This window comes from Buchnera aphidicola (Takecallis arundicolens) (assembly GCF_964058945.1).
In the GTDB taxonomy this organism is placed as follows: domain Bacteria; phylum Pseudomonadota; class Gammaproteobacteria; order Enterobacterales; family Enterobacteriaceae; genus Buchnera_L; species Buchnera_L aphidicola_AH.
On record NZ_OZ060369.1, the window covers coordinates 236,209 to 254,335 of the forward strand.

15 protein-coding genes and 1 pseudogene are annotated in these 18,127 nt (G+C 24.5%); 7 read left to right on the forward strand and 9 right to left on the reverse strand.

Features of this window, described 5'->3' with window-relative positions; translation table 11 throughout:
- Positions 1-11: 11 nt before the first annotated feature.
- The 3 genes from sucB to pfkA all read left to right on the forward strand — a co-directional run bounded on the left by sucB (position 12) and on the right by pfkA (position 2,977).
- The gene (sucB, locus tag AB4W50_RS01065) at positions 12-1,163 is read left to right on the forward strand and encodes a dihydrolipoyllysine-residue succinyltransferase (protein WP_367676936.1); all 1,152 of its coding nucleotides are present in this window, start codon (positions 12-14) and stop codon (positions 1,161-1,163) included.
- 110 nt (positions 1,164-1,273) lie between these two features.
- Positions 1,274-1,972 carry a 2,3-diphosphoglycerate-dependent phosphoglycerate mutase gene (gpmA, locus tag AB4W50_RS01070; RefSeq protein WP_367676937.1) on the forward strand — a complete coding sequence of 233 codons (699 nt, stop codon included), beginning with the start codon at positions 1,274-1,276 and terminating at the stop codon, positions 1,970-1,972.
- Between the two features lie 42 nt (positions 1,973-2,014).
- A complete protein-coding gene (pfkA, locus tag AB4W50_RS01075) occupies positions 2,015-2,977 on the forward strand; it encodes a 6-phosphofructokinase (RefSeq protein ID WP_367676938.1) in 963 nt (320 codons plus the stop codon).
- 60 nt (positions 2,978-3,037) lie between these two features.
- On the opposite strand, the gene tpiA is transcribed toward pfkA, so the two are convergent.
- The 6 genes and pseudogenes from tpiA to serS all read right to left on the reverse strand — a co-directional run bounded on the left by tpiA (position 3,038) and on the right by serS (position 10,157).
- Entirely contained in the window at positions 3,038-3,808 is a 771-nt protein-coding gene (gene tpiA, locus AB4W50_RS01080; RefSeq protein ID WP_367676939.1) for a triose-phosphate isomerase, read from the reverse strand.
- A 175-nt stretch (positions 3,809-3,983) separates the two neighbouring features.
- A pseudogene (gene rpsA / locus AB4W50_RS01085) lies at positions 3,984-5,525 on the reverse strand (30S ribosomal protein S1); the annotation flags it as partial.
- Between the two features lie 84 nt (positions 5,526-5,609).
- Complete coding sequence (cmk, locus tag AB4W50_RS01090) at positions 5,610-6,290, reverse strand: (d)CMP kinase (RefSeq protein WP_367676940.1); 681 nt, start codon at positions 6,288-6,290, stop codon at positions 5,610-5,612.
- A 69-nt stretch (positions 6,291-6,359) separates the two neighbouring features.
- Positions 6,360-7,649: a 3-phosphoshikimate 1-carboxyvinyltransferase gene (aroA, locus tag AB4W50_RS01095; RefSeq protein ID WP_367676941.1), complete on the reverse strand. Its 1,290-nt coding sequence runs from the start codon at positions 7,647-7,649 to the stop codon at positions 6,360-6,362.
- A 73-nt stretch (positions 7,650-7,722) separates the two neighbouring features.
- Positions 7,723-8,817 carry a 3-phosphoserine/phosphohydroxythreonine transaminase gene (gene serC / locus AB4W50_RS01100; RefSeq protein ID WP_367676942.1) on the reverse strand — a complete coding sequence of 365 codons (1,095 nt, stop codon included), beginning with the start codon at positions 8,815-8,817 and terminating at the stop codon, positions 7,723-7,725.
- A gap of 44 nt (positions 8,818-8,861) precedes the next feature.
- Positions 8,862-10,157 (reverse strand): serine--tRNA ligase, encoded by a 1,296-nt coding sequence (gene serS / locus AB4W50_RS01105; RefSeq protein ID WP_367676943.1) that lies wholly within the window; start codon positions 10,155-10,157, stop codon positions 8,862-8,864.
- Positions 10,158-10,359: 202 nt separating this feature from the next.
- On the opposite strand from serS, the gene trxB reads away from it, so the two are divergent.
- From trxB to aspS, 3 genes are read left to right on the forward strand one after another with little or no spacing between them, the layout of a single operon-like run.
- Complete coding sequence (trxB, locus tag AB4W50_RS01110; protein ID WP_367676944.1) at positions 10,360-11,331, forward strand: thioredoxin-disulfide reductase; 972 nt, start codon at positions 10,360-10,362, stop codon at positions 11,329-11,331.
- 15 nt (positions 11,332-11,346) lie between these two features.
- Entirely contained in the window at positions 11,347-11,565 is a 219-nt protein-coding gene (infA, locus tag AB4W50_RS01115) for a translation initiation factor IF-1 (protein WP_367676945.1), read from the forward strand.
- Positions 11,566-11,602: 37 nt separating this feature from the next.
- The gene (gene aspS, locus AB4W50_RS01120) at positions 11,603-13,315 is read left to right on the forward strand and encodes an aspartate--tRNA ligase (protein ID WP_367676946.1); all 1,713 of its coding nucleotides are present in this window, start codon (positions 11,603-11,605) and stop codon (positions 13,313-13,315) included.
- A 32-nt stretch (positions 13,316-13,347) separates the two neighbouring features.
- Here the strand turns inward: aspS and AB4W50_RS01125 are convergent, their stop codons facing one another.
- The 3 genes from AB4W50_RS01125 to pyk form a co-directional block, all read right to left on the reverse strand.
- Complete coding sequence (locus tag AB4W50_RS01125) at positions 13,348-14,124, reverse strand: iron chelate uptake ABC transporter family permease subunit (RefSeq protein ID WP_367676947.1); 777 nt, start codon at positions 14,122-14,124, stop codon at positions 13,348-13,350.
- A 36-nt stretch (positions 14,125-14,160) separates the two neighbouring features.
- Positions 14,161-14,877 carry a zinc ABC transporter ATP-binding protein ZnuC gene (gene znuC, locus AB4W50_RS01130; protein WP_367676948.1) on the reverse strand — a complete coding sequence of 239 codons (717 nt, stop codon included), beginning with the start codon at positions 14,875-14,877 and terminating at the stop codon, positions 14,161-14,163.
- 104 nt (positions 14,878-14,981) lie between these two features.
- Entirely contained in the window at positions 14,982-16,421 is a 1,440-nt protein-coding gene (gene pyk, locus AB4W50_RS01135) for a pyruvate kinase (protein WP_367676949.1), read from the reverse strand.
- A 240-nt stretch (positions 16,422-16,661) separates the two neighbouring features.
- Between pyk and zwf the strand changes: the two genes are divergently transcribed.
- Positions 16,662-18,098, forward strand: a complete 1,437-nt coding sequence (zwf, locus tag AB4W50_RS01140) for a glucose-6-phosphate dehydrogenase (RefSeq protein ID WP_367676950.1) — start codon at positions 16,662-16,664, stop codon at positions 18,096-18,098.
- The last annotated feature ends 29 nt before the right edge of the window (positions 18,099-18,127 follow it).

An 18,127-nucleotide genomic window follows, 5' to 3' on the forward strand; every position in this document is an offset into this window, starting at 1 on the left:
GAAACTTTTATATGACAGAAATTCTTATTTCGGTTCCTGAATTACCTGAATCAATTAATCAAGCTGTTGTTATTATATGGCATAAAAAGATAGGAGAATTTGTTAAACAAGATGAAGTTTTAGTTGAAATAGAAACTGAAAAGGTAATTTTAGAAGTACCAGCTCATATTAATGGAGTATTAACATCAATATTACATCCTAAAGGAGATATAGTCACTAATAAACAAACATTAGGATATATGAAAGCAATAAAAAATACAACTCAAGATACATACCAAAAAATTCAAACAAAAAAAACAAATATCGTAGAAAAAATAGTTGATACAACAATAAATAATCATACATTACAATTAAGTCCATCAATTAGGCGTATGTTTTATAAAAAAAATATTGATAATACACATATTAATCAAAAAAATAAATTACAACATGAAGGAGATCATTTACATCCTTTAAAATTAGAAAATCGTGAAAAACGTATTCCAATAACTGTAATTCGAAAAAGGATATCAGAAAGATTATTACGTACAATGCATAATACTGCTATGTTAACAACATTTAATGAAGTTAATATGTCTAAAATAATGAAGATACGTCAACAATATCGTAATTTATTTGAATTAAAACATGGTGTTAAATTAGGATTAATGTCTTTTTTTATTAAATCTGCTATAAAAGCTTTACAATCTTTTCCTGAAATAAATGCAAAAATCGATAATAATGAAATGGTATATTATAAATATTTTGATATAAATATTGCAATATCTACAGAAAAAGGTTTAATTACACCAATTATCAAAAACGTAGATTGTATGTCTATGGCTGATATTGAAAAAAAAATTCAGGATTTGATTTCACGAGGAAACACAGGACAACTAAAATTATCTGATTTATTAGGTGGTAATTTTACTATTACTAACGGTGGAATATTTGGTTCATTATTATCTACTCCAATTATTAATCCACCGCAAATTGCAATTTTAGGTATTCATACTATTCAAGATCGAGTAATATCTGTAGATAAAAAAATAAAAATAGCACCTATGATGTATATAGCATTGTCTTACGATCATTGTATTATTGATGGAAAAGAAGCTGTTGGTTTCTTAAATATTATCAAAAATACTTTAGAGAATCCTGAACGTATTTTACTAAATATTTAATACAACAAAATGTTCTAAATAAAAATGTAAAGTATGTAATAATGTAATAAGGAATATAAAATAACTTACTAGAGAATAGTAAAAAACAATAATTATTTTTAGGATACATTATGAAAAAAAATCAGTTAGTTTTAATTCGGCATGGTGAAAGTACATGGAACAAATTAAATCAATTTACAGGATGGACTGACGTAAATTTATCTAATCAAGGTAAAAAAGAAGCAAAGTTAGCTGGAAAATTATTAAAAGATAAAAACTTTATATTTGATCTATGTTATACATCTGTATTAAAAAGAGCAATTCATACTTTATGGTTGATCCTTTTTGAATTAGAACAAGTATGGCTACCAATTAAAAAAACATGGCGATTAAACGAAAGACATTATGGTGATTTACAAGGATTAAATAAAGAATCTATTATTTTGAAATATGGATCCGATCAAGTAAAAAAATGGCGTAGAAGTTTTACAGAAATTCCACCAAAAATAGAAAAAAATAAACATTCTTTTACATATCATGATCGTCGATATGAAAATTTACAGAAAATAAACATCCCGACTGCAGAGAGTTTAGAATTAACTTTGATAAGATTAATTCCATTTTGGGAAGAATATATTTTTCCAAATATAAAAAATGGAAAAAAAATATTAATTGTTGCACATGGTAATTCTTTAAGAGCGTTAGTAAAATATTTATCTAACTTAAATAACGAAGAAGTTTGTAATTTACATATTCCTACTGGTGTTCCAATGATATATGATTTTCATAATAATAAATGTTTAACAAAGTACTCTTTTCTAAAAAATTAACATTTTTTATACTTTATGTTTAATATTTTATAAGATTAATATATGATTAAAAAAATAGGTATACTAACAAGTGGCGGAGATTCTCCTGGAATGAATGCTGCTATTAGAGCAATAGTACGTACAGGTTTAAATCACAACATAAAAATGATTGGTATATATGATGGATATTTAGGTCTATATGAAAACCGAATGATTGAATTAAACCGTAATAGTGTATCTAATATGATAAATAGAGGAGGTACATTTTTAGGGTCTGCAAGATTTCCCGAATTTTATAAAACTAATATTCGTTCTATTGCTATACAAAATATTAAACATGCGAAAATTGATGCATTAATTATTATTGGAGGAGATGGTTCATATATTGGAGCAAAAAAAATTACAGAAATCGGTATACCATGTCTAGGATTACCTGGAACAATTGATAATGATATTTTTGGTACAGATTATACTATTGGTTATTTTACAGCATTAGAAACTATTGTAGAAGCTATTGATCGATTAAGAGATACATCATCTTCACATCAGCGTATTTCTATAGTAGAAGTTATGGGAAGATTGTGTGGAGATTTAACTTTATCTGCTGCTATTGCAGGAGGATGTGAGTTTATTGTACTACCAGATACAAATTTCAAAAAAGAATTATTACTTCAAAATATTAAAAATAGTATTCAAAAAGGTAAAAAACATGCTATTATAGCGATTACAGAATGTATTTGTGATGTTGATAAATTAGCTCAATATATTGAAAAAAATACTCATAGAGAAACAAGAGCAACGATTTTAGGGCATATACAAAGAGGAGGAGCACCAGTTGCATATGATCGAATTCTAGCATCCAGGATGGGTAATTATGCAATTAAAAAAATATTACAAGGTTATGGCGGACAATGTTTAGGTATTAAAAATGAAAAAATTATTCATTATAACTTAAATATTGCTATTGAAAACAAAAAAAAAAATTTTAAACAAAATTGGTTAAAAATAGCAAGAACATTATACTGATTTTTTGAGTGCCGGCCATAATACCGGCGCTTATAAATAATTAGCAAATAATTTTAATAATCATGCATAATATGCTTGATTTATATATTGAATAATTTGTATAAATGTTGAAAATTGTAGTGATGCAGTACCTAATAATACTCCATTAACAAAATCTGTATTCATAAAATCTTTTATATTACATAAATTAACTGATCCACCATATTGCACAATAATATTTTTTATATCAACATCACTATTATCTGAAATATAATATTTAATAAACTTATGCATTTTATTTACGTATTTAATATCTGCAGTTTGACCTGTTCCAATTGCCCAAATAGGTTCATATGCAATAATAGAATTTTTAAATACATCTTTTTCTTTTAGATTCAAAATTGCATCAATTTGTTTCCTGCAAATTAATTCAGATTGTTTTAAATTTTTTTCTTGTAAGTTTTCACCTAGACATAATATCGGTATTATATTTTTAGATTTAATAATTTGAAATTTTTTTGCAATATATGCATTATCTTCACGATGAAATATTCTACGTTCAGAATGTCCTATAATAACATAATTTACACCAATATCTTGTAACATATCAATAGAAATTTCACCAGTAAATGCTCCAGAATAATGTATATCGACATTTTGTGCGCCAATAAAAAAATTGTCATTTTGAATTGTATTTTTTATGTTATTAATATATATTACAGGAGGCGTAAAAATTATATTACTCAAGATTTGATTTGTATCAAAATAATATTTCAATTTCTTTATAAAACTATATATTAATACATTATTTCCATTTAATTTCCAATTTGCAGTTATTATAAATTTTTTCAAAAATTTTCCTCCTTAATGTAATAGAAAAACTAAGTCACTAAAAAAATTAATCATAGCACTTAGTTTCTTGAAAAATACATAATTAGATTATTTGTTTATTTAATTCAATATTTTGAGAATTAATTTTAAAAAATGTATCATTGTGAAATTTTTTAAAAAAATCTGTTTTTTTACATGTATTAAAAAATACAAGATGAATAGTACGATTCTTACGATCAAATTTATTAAATTTACATTCAATATAATCATTTATATTTAGAGCTGTAGTGTTATTTTTCATATGTATTGTTCCAATAACATTATCAGCTAATTTTATATAAACAATTTGATTTTTCAGTGCAATAATTTGCCCTGGTACAATATCATCACGTTTATATTTTTGAATATATTTACTAAAAGTATCTTCTTTTAACTGTTTAATACCTAGTGAAATTCTTTCTCGTTCTGGATCTACTTGTAGTACTACTGCAATTATATCATCACCTTTTTTATATTGATTTAATACTTTTTCATTAGCATGTTTCCATGAAAGATCAGATAAATGTACTAAACCATCTATACCACCTTCTAATCCAATAAAAATACCAAAATCAGTGATCGATTTAATTTTTCCTTTTACACGAACACCTCTTTCATTTATTTGAGAAAATAATTCCCATGGATTAGGTTTACATTGTTTAATACCTAATGAAATACGACGTTTTTCGACATCAATATCTAATATCATTACTTTTACAGAATCAGCAATATTCACTACTTTAGTTGGATGAATGTTTTTATTTGTCCAATCCATTTCAGAAATATGTACTAAACCTTCTATACCTTCTTCAATTTCAACAAAACAACCATAATCTGTTAAATTTGTTACTCGACCATAAACTTTTTTACCTTCATGATATCGTTCTAAAATTGAATTCCATGGATCTTCACTTAGTTGTTTTAATCCCAATGAAACTCTTGTTTTTTCACGATCGAATTTTAATATTTTTACAAATATTTCATCTCCAATACTAACAATATCACTTGGATGTTTTACTCGTTTCCATGCCATATCAGTAATATGTAATAAACCGTCAACACCACCTAAATCAACAAATGCACCATAATCAGTTAAATTTTTTATAATACCTTTAATTTTTATACCTTCTTGTAAATTTAATAATAATTGTTCTCGTTCAGCACTAGTTTCGGATTCAATAACGGCTTTTCTTGAAACAACTACATTATTTCTTTTTTGATCTAATTTAATGACTTTAAATTCTAACTCTTTATTTTCTAAATAACTAGTATCTTTGATTGGTCGGATATCTACCAATGAACCAGGTAAAAAAGCACGTAAATCATTTAATTCAACTGTAAAACCTCCTTTTACTTTTCCACTAATAATACCAGTAATAATTTCAGAATTTTCATATGCTTTTTCTAATTTGATCCATGACGCATGTTTTTTAGCTTTTTCTCGTGATAATACAGTTTCACCAAAACCATCTTCTATTGCATCTAAAGAAACATCAATATGATCACCAACTTTAACTTCTAAATGTCCAAATTTATTTTGGAATTGTTCAATTGGAACATAAGATTCAGATTTTAATCCTGAGTCAACTAATACTGTATCTTTTTGAATAGCAATAACTGTACCAGTAATAATTGATCCAGTTTTTGTTTTTATTTTTTTTAAAGATTCTTCAAATAATTTTGAAAATATTTCATTCATATATATTATTAAAAATAATGAGAGTTAACGTCTATTTTACTTCATGTTAAATAGGTTAATTGAAATTTTCTATAATCATCCTAATTATAGAGAAGATAATTTTATTATATTAATATATGACATAGCTACTTTAAAAACTTCTGTAACGTTCATATTACTGGAGTCGATTATAATTGCATCTTTTGCTTTTTCTAGTGGAGAATCTGTTCTATTTGTGTCGCGATGATCTCTTTTTTGAATTTGCAGTAATATGTTTTTGAAATTTACATAAAAACCTTTTTTTTTTAATTCATTCATTCTACGAAGTGCACGGTATTTTAATTTAGCTTTTAAAAAAAATTTTATTATGGCGTCTGGAAAAACAGTTGTACCCATATCACGTCCATTAGCAACTAATCCAGGTTTTCTCCTAAATAAACGTTGTTTAATTAATAAATTTTTTCTAACATATGTAATTGTTGCTAATTGAGAAGCAACTTTTGTTACTTCTTGTGACACGATATCATTTTCTGAAAAACTTTTTTTAATAATATTACATATTATTCCATTATCATAAGTAAAATAATGATTTAAATCTTCTAATAAAGAAATCAAATTTTTCTTGGAAAAAATCGGATTTTTTTTTAGAAATAAACAAGCAAATAATCTGTAAATTATACCAGATTCTAAATTAAACCATTCTAAATTTTTAGCAAGCGCTTGTGATAAAATACTTTTACCTGATCCACTAGGTCCATCAATTGTAATTACAGGAGCTAATTTCATATTTAAACATTCTCATACAAAATTGATATTATAAAGAATCATATTAAAATATATTATACAATATATTTTTTATGTTTTAAAACGACTAATTTTTTGAAATTCATAAAAATATTGTGGAAACGTTTTTGATACACATTCCGGATTAATAATGGTAACAGATTGATTTGATAATGCAAGCAAAGAAAAACACATTGCCATTCTATGATCATTATATGTATTTATATGAGAATAAATAAATTTTTTAGGAGGTTTAATAAAAATAAAATCCTTACCTTCTTTAATAATTGCACCAATTTTTTTTAATTCTGTTGACATTGCATATAATCTGTCTGTTTCTTTAACACGCCAATTATATATATTGTTAATTGTTGTACTCGATCCATCTGTAAATAATGCAAGCATAGCAATTGTCATTGCAGCATCAGGAATATCATTTGCATCTAATTGAATACCTTTTAATTTACCCTGTATACATTTTATATAATTTTCACCCCATATGATCTTTGCTCCCATTCTTTTTAGGATATCTACAAAATATATATCACCCTGTATACTATGTTTATTAATACCATATACCTTAACAGATTTACCTTTAATTGCAGCAGCTGCAAGAAAATAAGTAGCTGAAGACAAATCACCTTCAATAAAATATTTTCCTGGAGATTGATATTTTTGTTTAGCAGGAATCGTAAAAGTTTTATAATTGTTATTATATAAAATGATTCCAAAATCTTTCATAATTTTTAAAGTCATATCAATATATGGTTTCGATACTAACATACTATTTAAAATAATTTTAGTATCTATTTTAGCTAAAGGAGCTGCTATTAATAAAGATGTTAAAAATTGACTTGAAATTTCACCATTAACATATATTTTCCCTCCTTGAAAACCACCTTGTACTTGTATTGGTAAATAATGTTTTTGACCAAGATATTTAATATTACCACCACCTTGAATTAACGCATCTATTAAGTCTTTTATAGGTCGTTCTTTCATTCTATCATTACCAGTAATAATTATTTTTTTATTTTGTAATGCTAAAATAGCGGTTAATGGACGTACTGCCGTTCCTGCATTACCTAAAAATAATGATATACCAGACTTATATTGTAAGATATTTTCGCACCCTTGTATTATGCAATCAGTTTTATTTTTAAAATAATATTTTATACCAAGCATTTTTAATGCATCTAGCATATATATAACATCATCGCTATTTAATAAATTTTTTATATAAGTTGTTCCAGAAGATATTGCAGCCAACAATAGAACTCGATTTGAAATACTTTTTGAACCTGGTAAATTAATACTACCTTTAATTTCAGATATTGAACTTAAAGTTAATAAACTATTCATATCAAAGATTCCTTTTAATAAAATAATACTTACATATTTAATGATTAGTTTAGAATAAGTTTTATATAATTAACTATATTCTTTTAAATTTAAATTCGAAATTTTTCATAAACTGAATTAATTTTTTTACTCCAGTCATTGTCATAGAATTATAAATAGAAGCGCGTAACCCTCCTACTACTTTATGTCCTTTTAAAAATTTTAATCCTGCTTCATGTGATTTTTGTAGAAATATATCATTTAAATTTGGATTACGTAAATGAAAAGTAATATTCATATGTGATCTATTATTAGGATGTACAGTATTCATATAAATAGTACTGTTATCAATTGTTTGATATAATAAATGTGATTTTCGATAATTATTTTTTTCAAAAAAATCAATTCCGCCTTGATTTTTAGCCCATTTCAATACTAAACTAACGACATACCATGAAAAAGTTACAGGAGTATTAAACATAGAATCAGAATCAAAAATTTTTTTATAATCTAAAATAGATGGTACAAAAGGATAACTATTTTTTAATAATTTTTTTTTAATAATCACGATAGTAATACCTGAAGGTCCAAGATTCTTTTGTGCACTAGCATAAATTAAATCATATTTTTCAATATTAATTTTTCGAGATAATAAAGTAGAAGAAAAATCTCCAACAACAATTTTATTTTTAAAATTTGGTTCTTCGTGTATTGCAATACCTTCAATAGTTTCATTAGGACAATAATGTATATAGTCTGAATTTATATTTATTGGCCAATCTTCCATTTTTAATAGTGTTATTTGGCCATCAGTATTTTTTTTAATATTAATGTGATTTGGAACGCAATACTTTTTTGCTTCTATCATTGCATTATATGACCAATAACCACTATCAATATAATCCGCACAATGAAATTGATCAAGTAAATTCATTGGAATTGCAGAAAATTGAGCTCGAGCCCCACCTTGACAAAATAATATCGTATATTTATCAGAAATATTTAACAATTCATTTAAATATTTTTTAGAATTTACAATAATGTTATAAAATTCTTTACTTCGATGACTGATTTCTATAATTGATGCACCAATATTATTCCAATTTAAAAAATTTTTTTTTATTTCTTTTAAGACTTCATCTGGAAGCATAGCAGGTCCAGCGCTAAAATTATATATTTTTTTCTTCATATGTATACTAATAATATTAATATTTAAAAATGTTTTTATAAAAATTAATTGAGAAATTTCATACCATACATATATTTTTTACTTAATATTTTTGGTATTTCAACAACTCCATGAGAATTTTGATAATTTTCTAAAATTGCAGCTAATGTTCGTCCAATTGCCAATCCAGAACCATTAATTGTATGTAATAAAATATTTTTTTTTGTTTTTTTTTGACGATATTTAGCCTGTATTCTTCTCGTTTGAAAATCAGACATATTTGAACACGAAGAAACTTCACGATATTTGTTTTGAGCTGGAAACCAAACCTCTAAATCATAAGTTTTAGCAGCAGAAAATCCAAGATCGCCAGTACATAAAAGTACTTTTCTATATGGTAATTCTAGTAACTGTAATATTTTTTCAGCATGCAATGTTAACTTATCTAAACTACTCATAGAATTTTCAGGAGAGGTTATATGGAATATTTCTACTTTATCAAACTGATGCATTCGAATTAATCCACGTGTATCCTGCCCATAAGATAAACTTTCAGCACGAAAACAAGGTGAATAAGCTGTCAACATAATTGGTAATTGTTCTTCGGAAAGAATTGTATTGCGAAATAAATTTGTTAATGGTACTTCAGCAGTTGGTATTAAAATATACTTGTTATTTTTTTTTTTTTGATGTACTGTAGATACATAAAATAATTCCTTTTGAAATTTTGGTAATTGCCCAGCACCATACATACTTTCTGTATTGACTAAATATGGTATATTAGTTTCTAAATACCCATGTTCTATAGTATGTACATCTAACATAAACTGACCTATAGCACGGTATAATAATGCCATTTTATCTTTCATTACAACAAATCTTGATCCAGACATTTTAGAAGCTGTAAACCAATCAAAACCATTAATTTTTTTTCCTAATTCAATATGATTTTGAATATTAAATTTAAATTCTTTAATTTTACCCCATGAAAGTATTACTTTATTATCAGAATACCCAATTCCAAAAGGAACAGAATCATCAGGTATATTTGGTATATACGATACAATATTTTTAATTTTATCCTGTATTTTCTTTAATTGATGATTTTTTATTAATAAATTATTTTTTATACTAAATACTTCTTCTTTTAAAACTTTGTAATTTTGTTCAATATTTAACTTTTTCCCAATTATTTTAGATAAATTTTTATAACTATGTCTTAAATTTTCTATTTCAAACTGTATTTTTTTTCTTTTTTCTTGAATAAAATTTAAATTTTCTATATTTAAAGTAAAACCCCGATTTCTTAATTTTTCAAGAATTATATTCGGTTGATAACGTAATAACTTTGGATCAATCATAATATTTTTTTATAATTTTATTAATCATGGTTACGATAATATAAATCTATAAAAGATGTTATTATCCACAATATTTCTAATAATAAAAAAAATTATATAATGTATTATTATATACTATTATTTAGAAAAATAAAAAATATTTAAAAAACATTATATTATATAATAAAAATGATAAACTACATAAAATTAATTAGGTTATTTAATGATATATATAAAAAAAAAATTATTACATAAATTGATTATTATTGGATCAGGACCAGCCGGATATACTGCTGCTATATATGGTGCACGAGCAAATTTAAAACCATTATTAATTACTGGATTGCAAAAAGGTGGTCAATTAACAAAAACAGATCGAATTGAAAATTGGCCTGGACGATTTAAACCAGTAACAGGTATAGAATTAATGAATGATATGGAACAACATGCATTATCTTTAAATACACATATTATTCATGATCAAGTATTAGATGTTGATTTTTCTAGTCCAAAATTTAAAATAATATGTGAAAAAACAGAATATATTAGCATGAGTGTTATTATTGCTACAGGATCATCTCCCCGTTATTTAGGACTAAAATCCGAACAGAAATTCATAGGAAAAGGAATTTCAACTTGTGCAACATGTGACGGTTTTTTTTATCAAAAAAAAGAAATTGCTGTTGTTGGAGGTGGTAATTCAGCTGTAGAAGAAGCATTATATTTATCAAATATTGCTTCTAAAGTACATTTAATACATCGAAATACAGTGTTTAAAGCAGATAAAATATTAATACATCGATTAAATAAAAAAATAAAGATAGGATCTATTATTTTACACACTAATTATATTATTTCAAATATTATAGGACATGAAACAGGAATATCTAAAATTGAGATTACTAAATTAAAAAAATTTAATAATAAAAAAATACTTTCCGTTCAAGCATTATTTATTGCAATTGGTAGTATTCCGAATACTAATATTTTCCATGGAAAATTACAAATGGAAAAAGGATATATTAAATTACAATCAGGATTAAATAATATTTCTACCCAAACAAATATACCAGGAATTTTTGCTGCTGGAGATGTTGTAGATCATTTGTATAAACAAGCAATTACTTCATCCGCTAGTGGTTGTATGGCTGCATTAGATGCAGATCGATATTTAAGTACATTAGACTTAATTTAAAAAAAAGGAAAAAACATGAATAAAGAAGAAAATATTGAAATGCAGGGTAATATTATAGATACATTACCTAATACAATGTTTAAAGTAGAATTAGAAAATGGACATATTATTACAGCACACATATCTGGTAAAATGCGAAAAAATTATATTAGAATATTAACCGGTGATAAAGTAACAGTAGAATTAACTCCATATGATTTAAGTAAAGGGCGAATTATTTTTAGAAGTAGATAAAAATATAAATACTTTAATTTTATAGGTCAAAAAATACATGCGTACAAAATATTGTGGTAACATTACAATCTCTGATGTAAATCAAACCGTTACATTATGTGGATGGGTAGATCGTAAAAGAAATTTTGGAAATTTTATTTTTATTGATATGCGAGATTGTACAGGAATTATACAAATATTTGTTCATTCTAAAAATCACGATGTTTTTCAAAATGCACTAAAATTAAAAAACGAATTTTGCATTCAAGTTATTGGTACAGTAAAAAAACGCACCTTAAAAAATCAAAATATTAAACTAAAAACAGGGTTAATAGAAATTACTGTAAGTATTTTAAATATTATTAATAGTTCTCTTGCACTACCTATGGATATAAATCAAAAAAATGACGAACACATACGTTTTAAATATCGGTATTTAGATTTACGTCGATTTGATATGTTCCAAAATTTAAAAACACGTCATAAAATTACTGCATATATAAGACAATTTTTAAATAAAAATCATTTTATCAATATTGAAACTCCATTTTTAACTAAATCTACACCTGAAGGAGCTAAAGAATATTTAATATCTAGTCGAATACATCATAATAAATATTATGCATTACCTCAATCACCACAAATATTTAAGCAGTTATGTATGATATCTGGTATAGATAGATATTATCAAATTGTAAAATGTTTTCGAGATGAAGATTTACGTTCAGATCGACAACCAGAATTTACACAAATTGATATAGAAGCTGCTTTTATTGATGATATTTATATCAAAAATATTACTGAAGAAATAATAAAAATGTTATGGAAAAAAATTTTAAATTATTCAATAATAGATATTCCAACAATAAAATTTTATGATGCTATTAATACATATGGTTCTGATAAACCTGATTTACGTAATCCAATGAAAATATATCATTTAAAAAAAACAAATCTTATATATAATATTCATGATTTCAAACAAAACAATATAATTACAATTGCTCTAATTATACCTATGGGAATATCAAAATTTACAAGCAATCAAATAAATAATTTAAATGATATAATTAATATATATAATTCAATTCAATATATTTATATTTCTATAAATAATATTCATAAAAAAAAATATAGTATTACAAATACTATAAATAATTTAAAATCACAGCATATTATGGAAATAATATATGAAATAAATGCTAATAATGGCGATATTGTATTAGTTTTATCTGGTCAAAAAAATATTATTAATATATTATCAAATAATTTAAGACATATTATTGCAAAAGAACTTAATATAATCAATTATAATAGCTGGAAACCAATTTGGATTACTGATTTTCCGATGTTTAAAAAAGATAAAAATAATATCTTATCAGCAACACATCATCCTTTTACATCCCCTAAAGGTATCAGTATAAAAAAATTAAAAACTACAAATCCAGAATCAATTATTGCAAATTCTTATGATTTGGTAATAAATGGATATGAATTAGGTGGAGGTTCAGTACGCATACATCATCCTGAAATACAAAAAATTATTTTTGATATTTTAAACATGTCAATTACACACAAAAAAAATCCATTTGACTTTTTTGTTCACGCTTTACAATATGGAACTCCACCACATGCAGGTATTGCACTAGGTTTAGATAGAATAGTGATGTTGTTAACTAAAAGTCATAATATCAAAGATGTAATTGCTTTTCCAAAAACTAATATTGCAACTTGTTTAATGAGCGGTGCACCATCAAAATACACTTATTAATCATAATGGCACATGTTATATAATAATATTATTTATATCATGACACTAATTAAAAATATTATTGATTCTATTAATATAATTATTGAGCTAATTGGAATATTATAAATTATTGAAATTATTATACCTATCGTAATCGAAATGACATTAATACATATTGAAAATACTACCATATGTTCAGGTGAAGTAGAAAATTTTTGCGAAATAGCTGGTGGAATAATGAGAATCGCGGTGATTAATAAAGCACCAATTAATGTTGTTGATATACCAATTAAAAAAGCAGTTAATATCATTAATATTAAACGCATATTAAAAATATTAATGCCGCTTACTTGAGCAAGTTCAACATTAATAATCATTAATAACATTGATTTCCAAAAAAATAATATAATTGAACAAATTATCAATGTCATAATGACAATAATATTAATATCTATTCCCGTTAATTGTAATACATTACCTAATAAATATTGTGTCAAATCTGATTTTTCATCTTTTGAAATAAAATGTAAAATAATCATACCTATTGATAAAGAACTATATGTTATAATACCTAAAATTGTATCCATAGACAAATTTGACATACGTTCTATATAAATAATAATTATTGTTAATAAAATTAATATTACTAAAACTGTAAATACTCTATTAATATTAAATAATAATGCACATGCTAAACCCAACAAAGATGCATGTGATAACATATTACCAAATGATGACATTTGACGCCATAAAATAAAAGATCCTAAAGGTCCACAACAGAATGACAATAATATTCCTGTTATCCAAACAAAAAAAAAATGTTTGCACATTTTTGAATCCTCTAAAAATAACATATATATATTAATTTAAAAATCGTGTACATGATTATGTTTATGAGAATATAATGCTAATTTATATATTGGTGCAGTACCGAACATTGAAATAAATTTTGAATTCTTAGTAATAGTTTTAGGTGATCCAGAACAACATATATGATTATTTAAACAAATAACCTCATCAGTTTGTGCCATAACAAAATGTACATCATGCGATACAATTAAAATCGAGCATAATAATTCTTTTTTTAATTGATGTATAAGTTGATAAAAAGCAATTTGACCATTTATATCAACTCCTTGTGTAGGTTCATCTAAAATTAATAATTGAGGTTGACTTAATAACGCACGTGCTAATAGAACTTTTTGTATTTCTCCTCCAGATAATTTATTTAATTGAACATATTCTAAATGTTGTATATTAATTTTATTTAATGATTGAATAATATTATTTTGATTTTTATGATAAGATAATTTTAAAAAATCATGTACTGAAATAGGAAAATATGCATGAAAATTTAATTTTTGTGGAACATAACCAATACTCAAATTTGGTATACGTATTATAGAACCTTTTTTTGGATGAATTAATCCTAATATTACACGTACTAAAGTTGATTTTCCTGCTCCATTAGGTCCAATTAATGTAATAATACGATTCGAATATAATGATAACGATATATTTGATAAGATACTTCGATTAGATAGATCAATAAAAATGTTTCTTAAGGAAAGTAAGATTTTCATATGTTATTAGTGCGTATAATCGAATTAAAAAAAAGAAATTTTAAAAATATTATTTCTAATATATGTAAAATTTCTATAATAAATATAAATTGTATATAAAAAAATTAAACTTTTAAAATTCTATGAATATTAGTTTTACCAGATTTTCCCATAATATCACCTTGTGTAATAATAATAATATCTCCAATTTTTAATAAATTTTTCTTTAATAGCAAAAAAATTGCATCATTAGCTACTTTTAAATCTTTATTTGGGCTATTAAAATAAATTGGTACTACACCACGATATAAAGATACTAAATTTAATACATTTTGATGTTTAGATAATGCAAAAATTGGCAAACCTGAACTAATTCTCGAAGTTAATAAAGCACTTAAACCAGATTCTGTTAATGTAATAATTGCACTTACACCATTTAAATGATTTGCGGAATACATTGCAGACATTGTAATAGTTTCTTCAATATTGTTAAAATGTATTCCAATTCGATGTTTAGAAACGTGCATACTTGGTATTTTTTCTGCACCCTTACAAATATTAGACATTGCTTGTACTGTCTCAGATGGATAATATCCCGTTGCAGTTTCAGCAGATAACATAACTGCATCAGTACCATCTAGAACAGCATTTGCAACATCCATAACTTCTGCACGAGTTGGAATGGGATTATGTACCATAGATTCCATCATTTGTGTAGCAGTAATTACTATTCGATTTAATTGTCTTGCATACTTAATAAGTTTTTTTTGTACACCAACCAATTCAGAATCACCAATTTCAACACCTAAATCACCTCTTGCAACCATAATTGCATCAGATGCTAGAATCATTCTTTTCATAATATTAACATTTGATACTACTTCTGCACGTTCCATTTTTGCAATTATTTTTGGATAATTACCTAATGCACTTGATAGTTCTCTTGCTAACATTATATCTCTTGGATGTCGGGGAAAAGATACTGATAAATAATCTACTCCAATGTTAGAAGCAATAATAATATCTTTTTTATCTTTTTCTGTTAAAGATTCTGCAGATAACCCTCCTCCAAGTTTATTAACACCTTTATTATTTGATAATTTACCACCAATTAAAACTTGTGTAATTACTTGAGTATCATAAATTTTTAAAACTTTTAATTGTATACGACCATCATCTAATAATAAAATATCATTTATTTTTAAATCTGTTGATAATTCTTTATAATCTATACCAACCCTGGTTTCACTACCTTGATTACTTGGTAGATTTATATCTAATATAAATTTTTTACCTGGTATTAAAAATACGTATTTTTTTTTAAAACCAGATATACGAATTTTTGGTCCTTGCAAATCTCCCAACATTGCCACATGACAACCAAGTTTTTTAATAATTTGAAATGCATGATATGCTCGACTTTCATGTTCTTCTTGCGTACCATGAGAAAAATTTAAACGTAATATACTTGCACCTGCTAAAATAGATTTTTCAAGATTATCATTCTGATCTGTTGTTGGACCTAAGGTAATAACTATTTTTGTTCTTCTTCTACTTAAATTCATTTTATTCAACCATAATGTTTTGGATAAATTAAAATTAAAAAAAATTGTAATTATGAAATAATTATACGTGTAATAAATAATCATATAAAATATTTTATAAAATATATATATTTAAATTTATTAAAATTAATTTATGAACTAATATAAGATTATTTTAAGTTTTTTTTTGATATCAAAAATTAACCTTTATAATATATTATTTTTAAATATTAAAAAATAAAACATCTTAAAGAGGAATACGTGAAGATAAACAATATTAAACCACATGATTTAGTAATTTTTGGAGCAAAAGGTGATTTATCTTGCAGAAAATTAATACCTTCCTTATATCGATTAGAATTACAAAAATTATTGCACATAAATACTCGAATTATTGGAGTAGGACGCGCCGATTGGGATCATAATCATTATTCCAGTGTAGTATTTAAAGCATTAAATCAATTTAACAATGATGTCATCGATTATAATATCTGGAATAAATTTAAAAAAAAATTATATTTTTATAATCTTGATGTTACTAAAATAAACAATTTTATTCATTTAAAAAATATATTACAAGAATCTACAAATACTAAAATATATTATTTTGCTGTACCCCCTAATAAATTTAATGACATTTGTACAGGATTGGGTAAAATAAAATATAATAATCAACCAAATCGAATTATTGTAGAAAAACCAATCGGTGTATCATTACAATCATCAAAAATTATTAATCAACAATTAAATAAATATTTTCACGAAAATCAAATATTTAGAATAGATCATTATTTAGGAAAAGAAACAATACTAAATTTATTAATATTACGTTTCGCAAATCCCATGTTTCATAATATTTGGAATAATACTACTATTAAATACGTGAAAATTACTGTTGCTGAAACAATAGGAATAGAAAATAGATGGTCATATTTTAATAGTATTGGTCAAACGAAAGATATGGTACAAAATCACTTGTTACAAATATTAAGTTTGATTACAATGTCATCTCCAAAAAAACTAGATTCATATAATATAAGAAAAGAAAAAATTAAAGTCTTAAAATCATTACGAATAATTGATTCAAGTAATGTGCATACAAATACATTACGCGGACAGTACAGTTCAGGTGTGATTAATGGTAATATAGTACCTGCATATATTAAAGAAAATAGTTCAGAAAAAAACAGTGATATCGAAACATTTGTTTTAATTAAAGCAAACATTGATAATCCACAATGGTATGGTGTACCTTTTTATTTAAAAACTGGTAAACGCATGCATGTAAAAAAAACTGAAATTACGATGTATTTAAAAAATATACCAAATACAATATTTCAAGATAATATTAACAAAAATTATGTAAATAAATTACGTATTAAATTAGAACCAAATGAAGGTATAGAAATTGAATTTTTAAATAAAAAACCTGATATAAATTGTAAATATAAACTAAAAACAGCATATTTAAATTTTAATTATCATGAAATTACACAAAATAAAATTGCAGATGCATATGAACGGTTATTATTAGAAAGTATGAAAAACGATCAGTCATTATTTGTATCTAAAGAAGAAATTGAAACCTCATGGAAATGGATTGATTCTATTAGTAATGCCTGGAAAAAAAACCAAATAAAAGTGCAATTATATCCAGCAGGAACAAAAGGATTATCTTTTTCAAAAAAAATTAAATAAAAATATTTTTAAAAATATAATAAGTAATA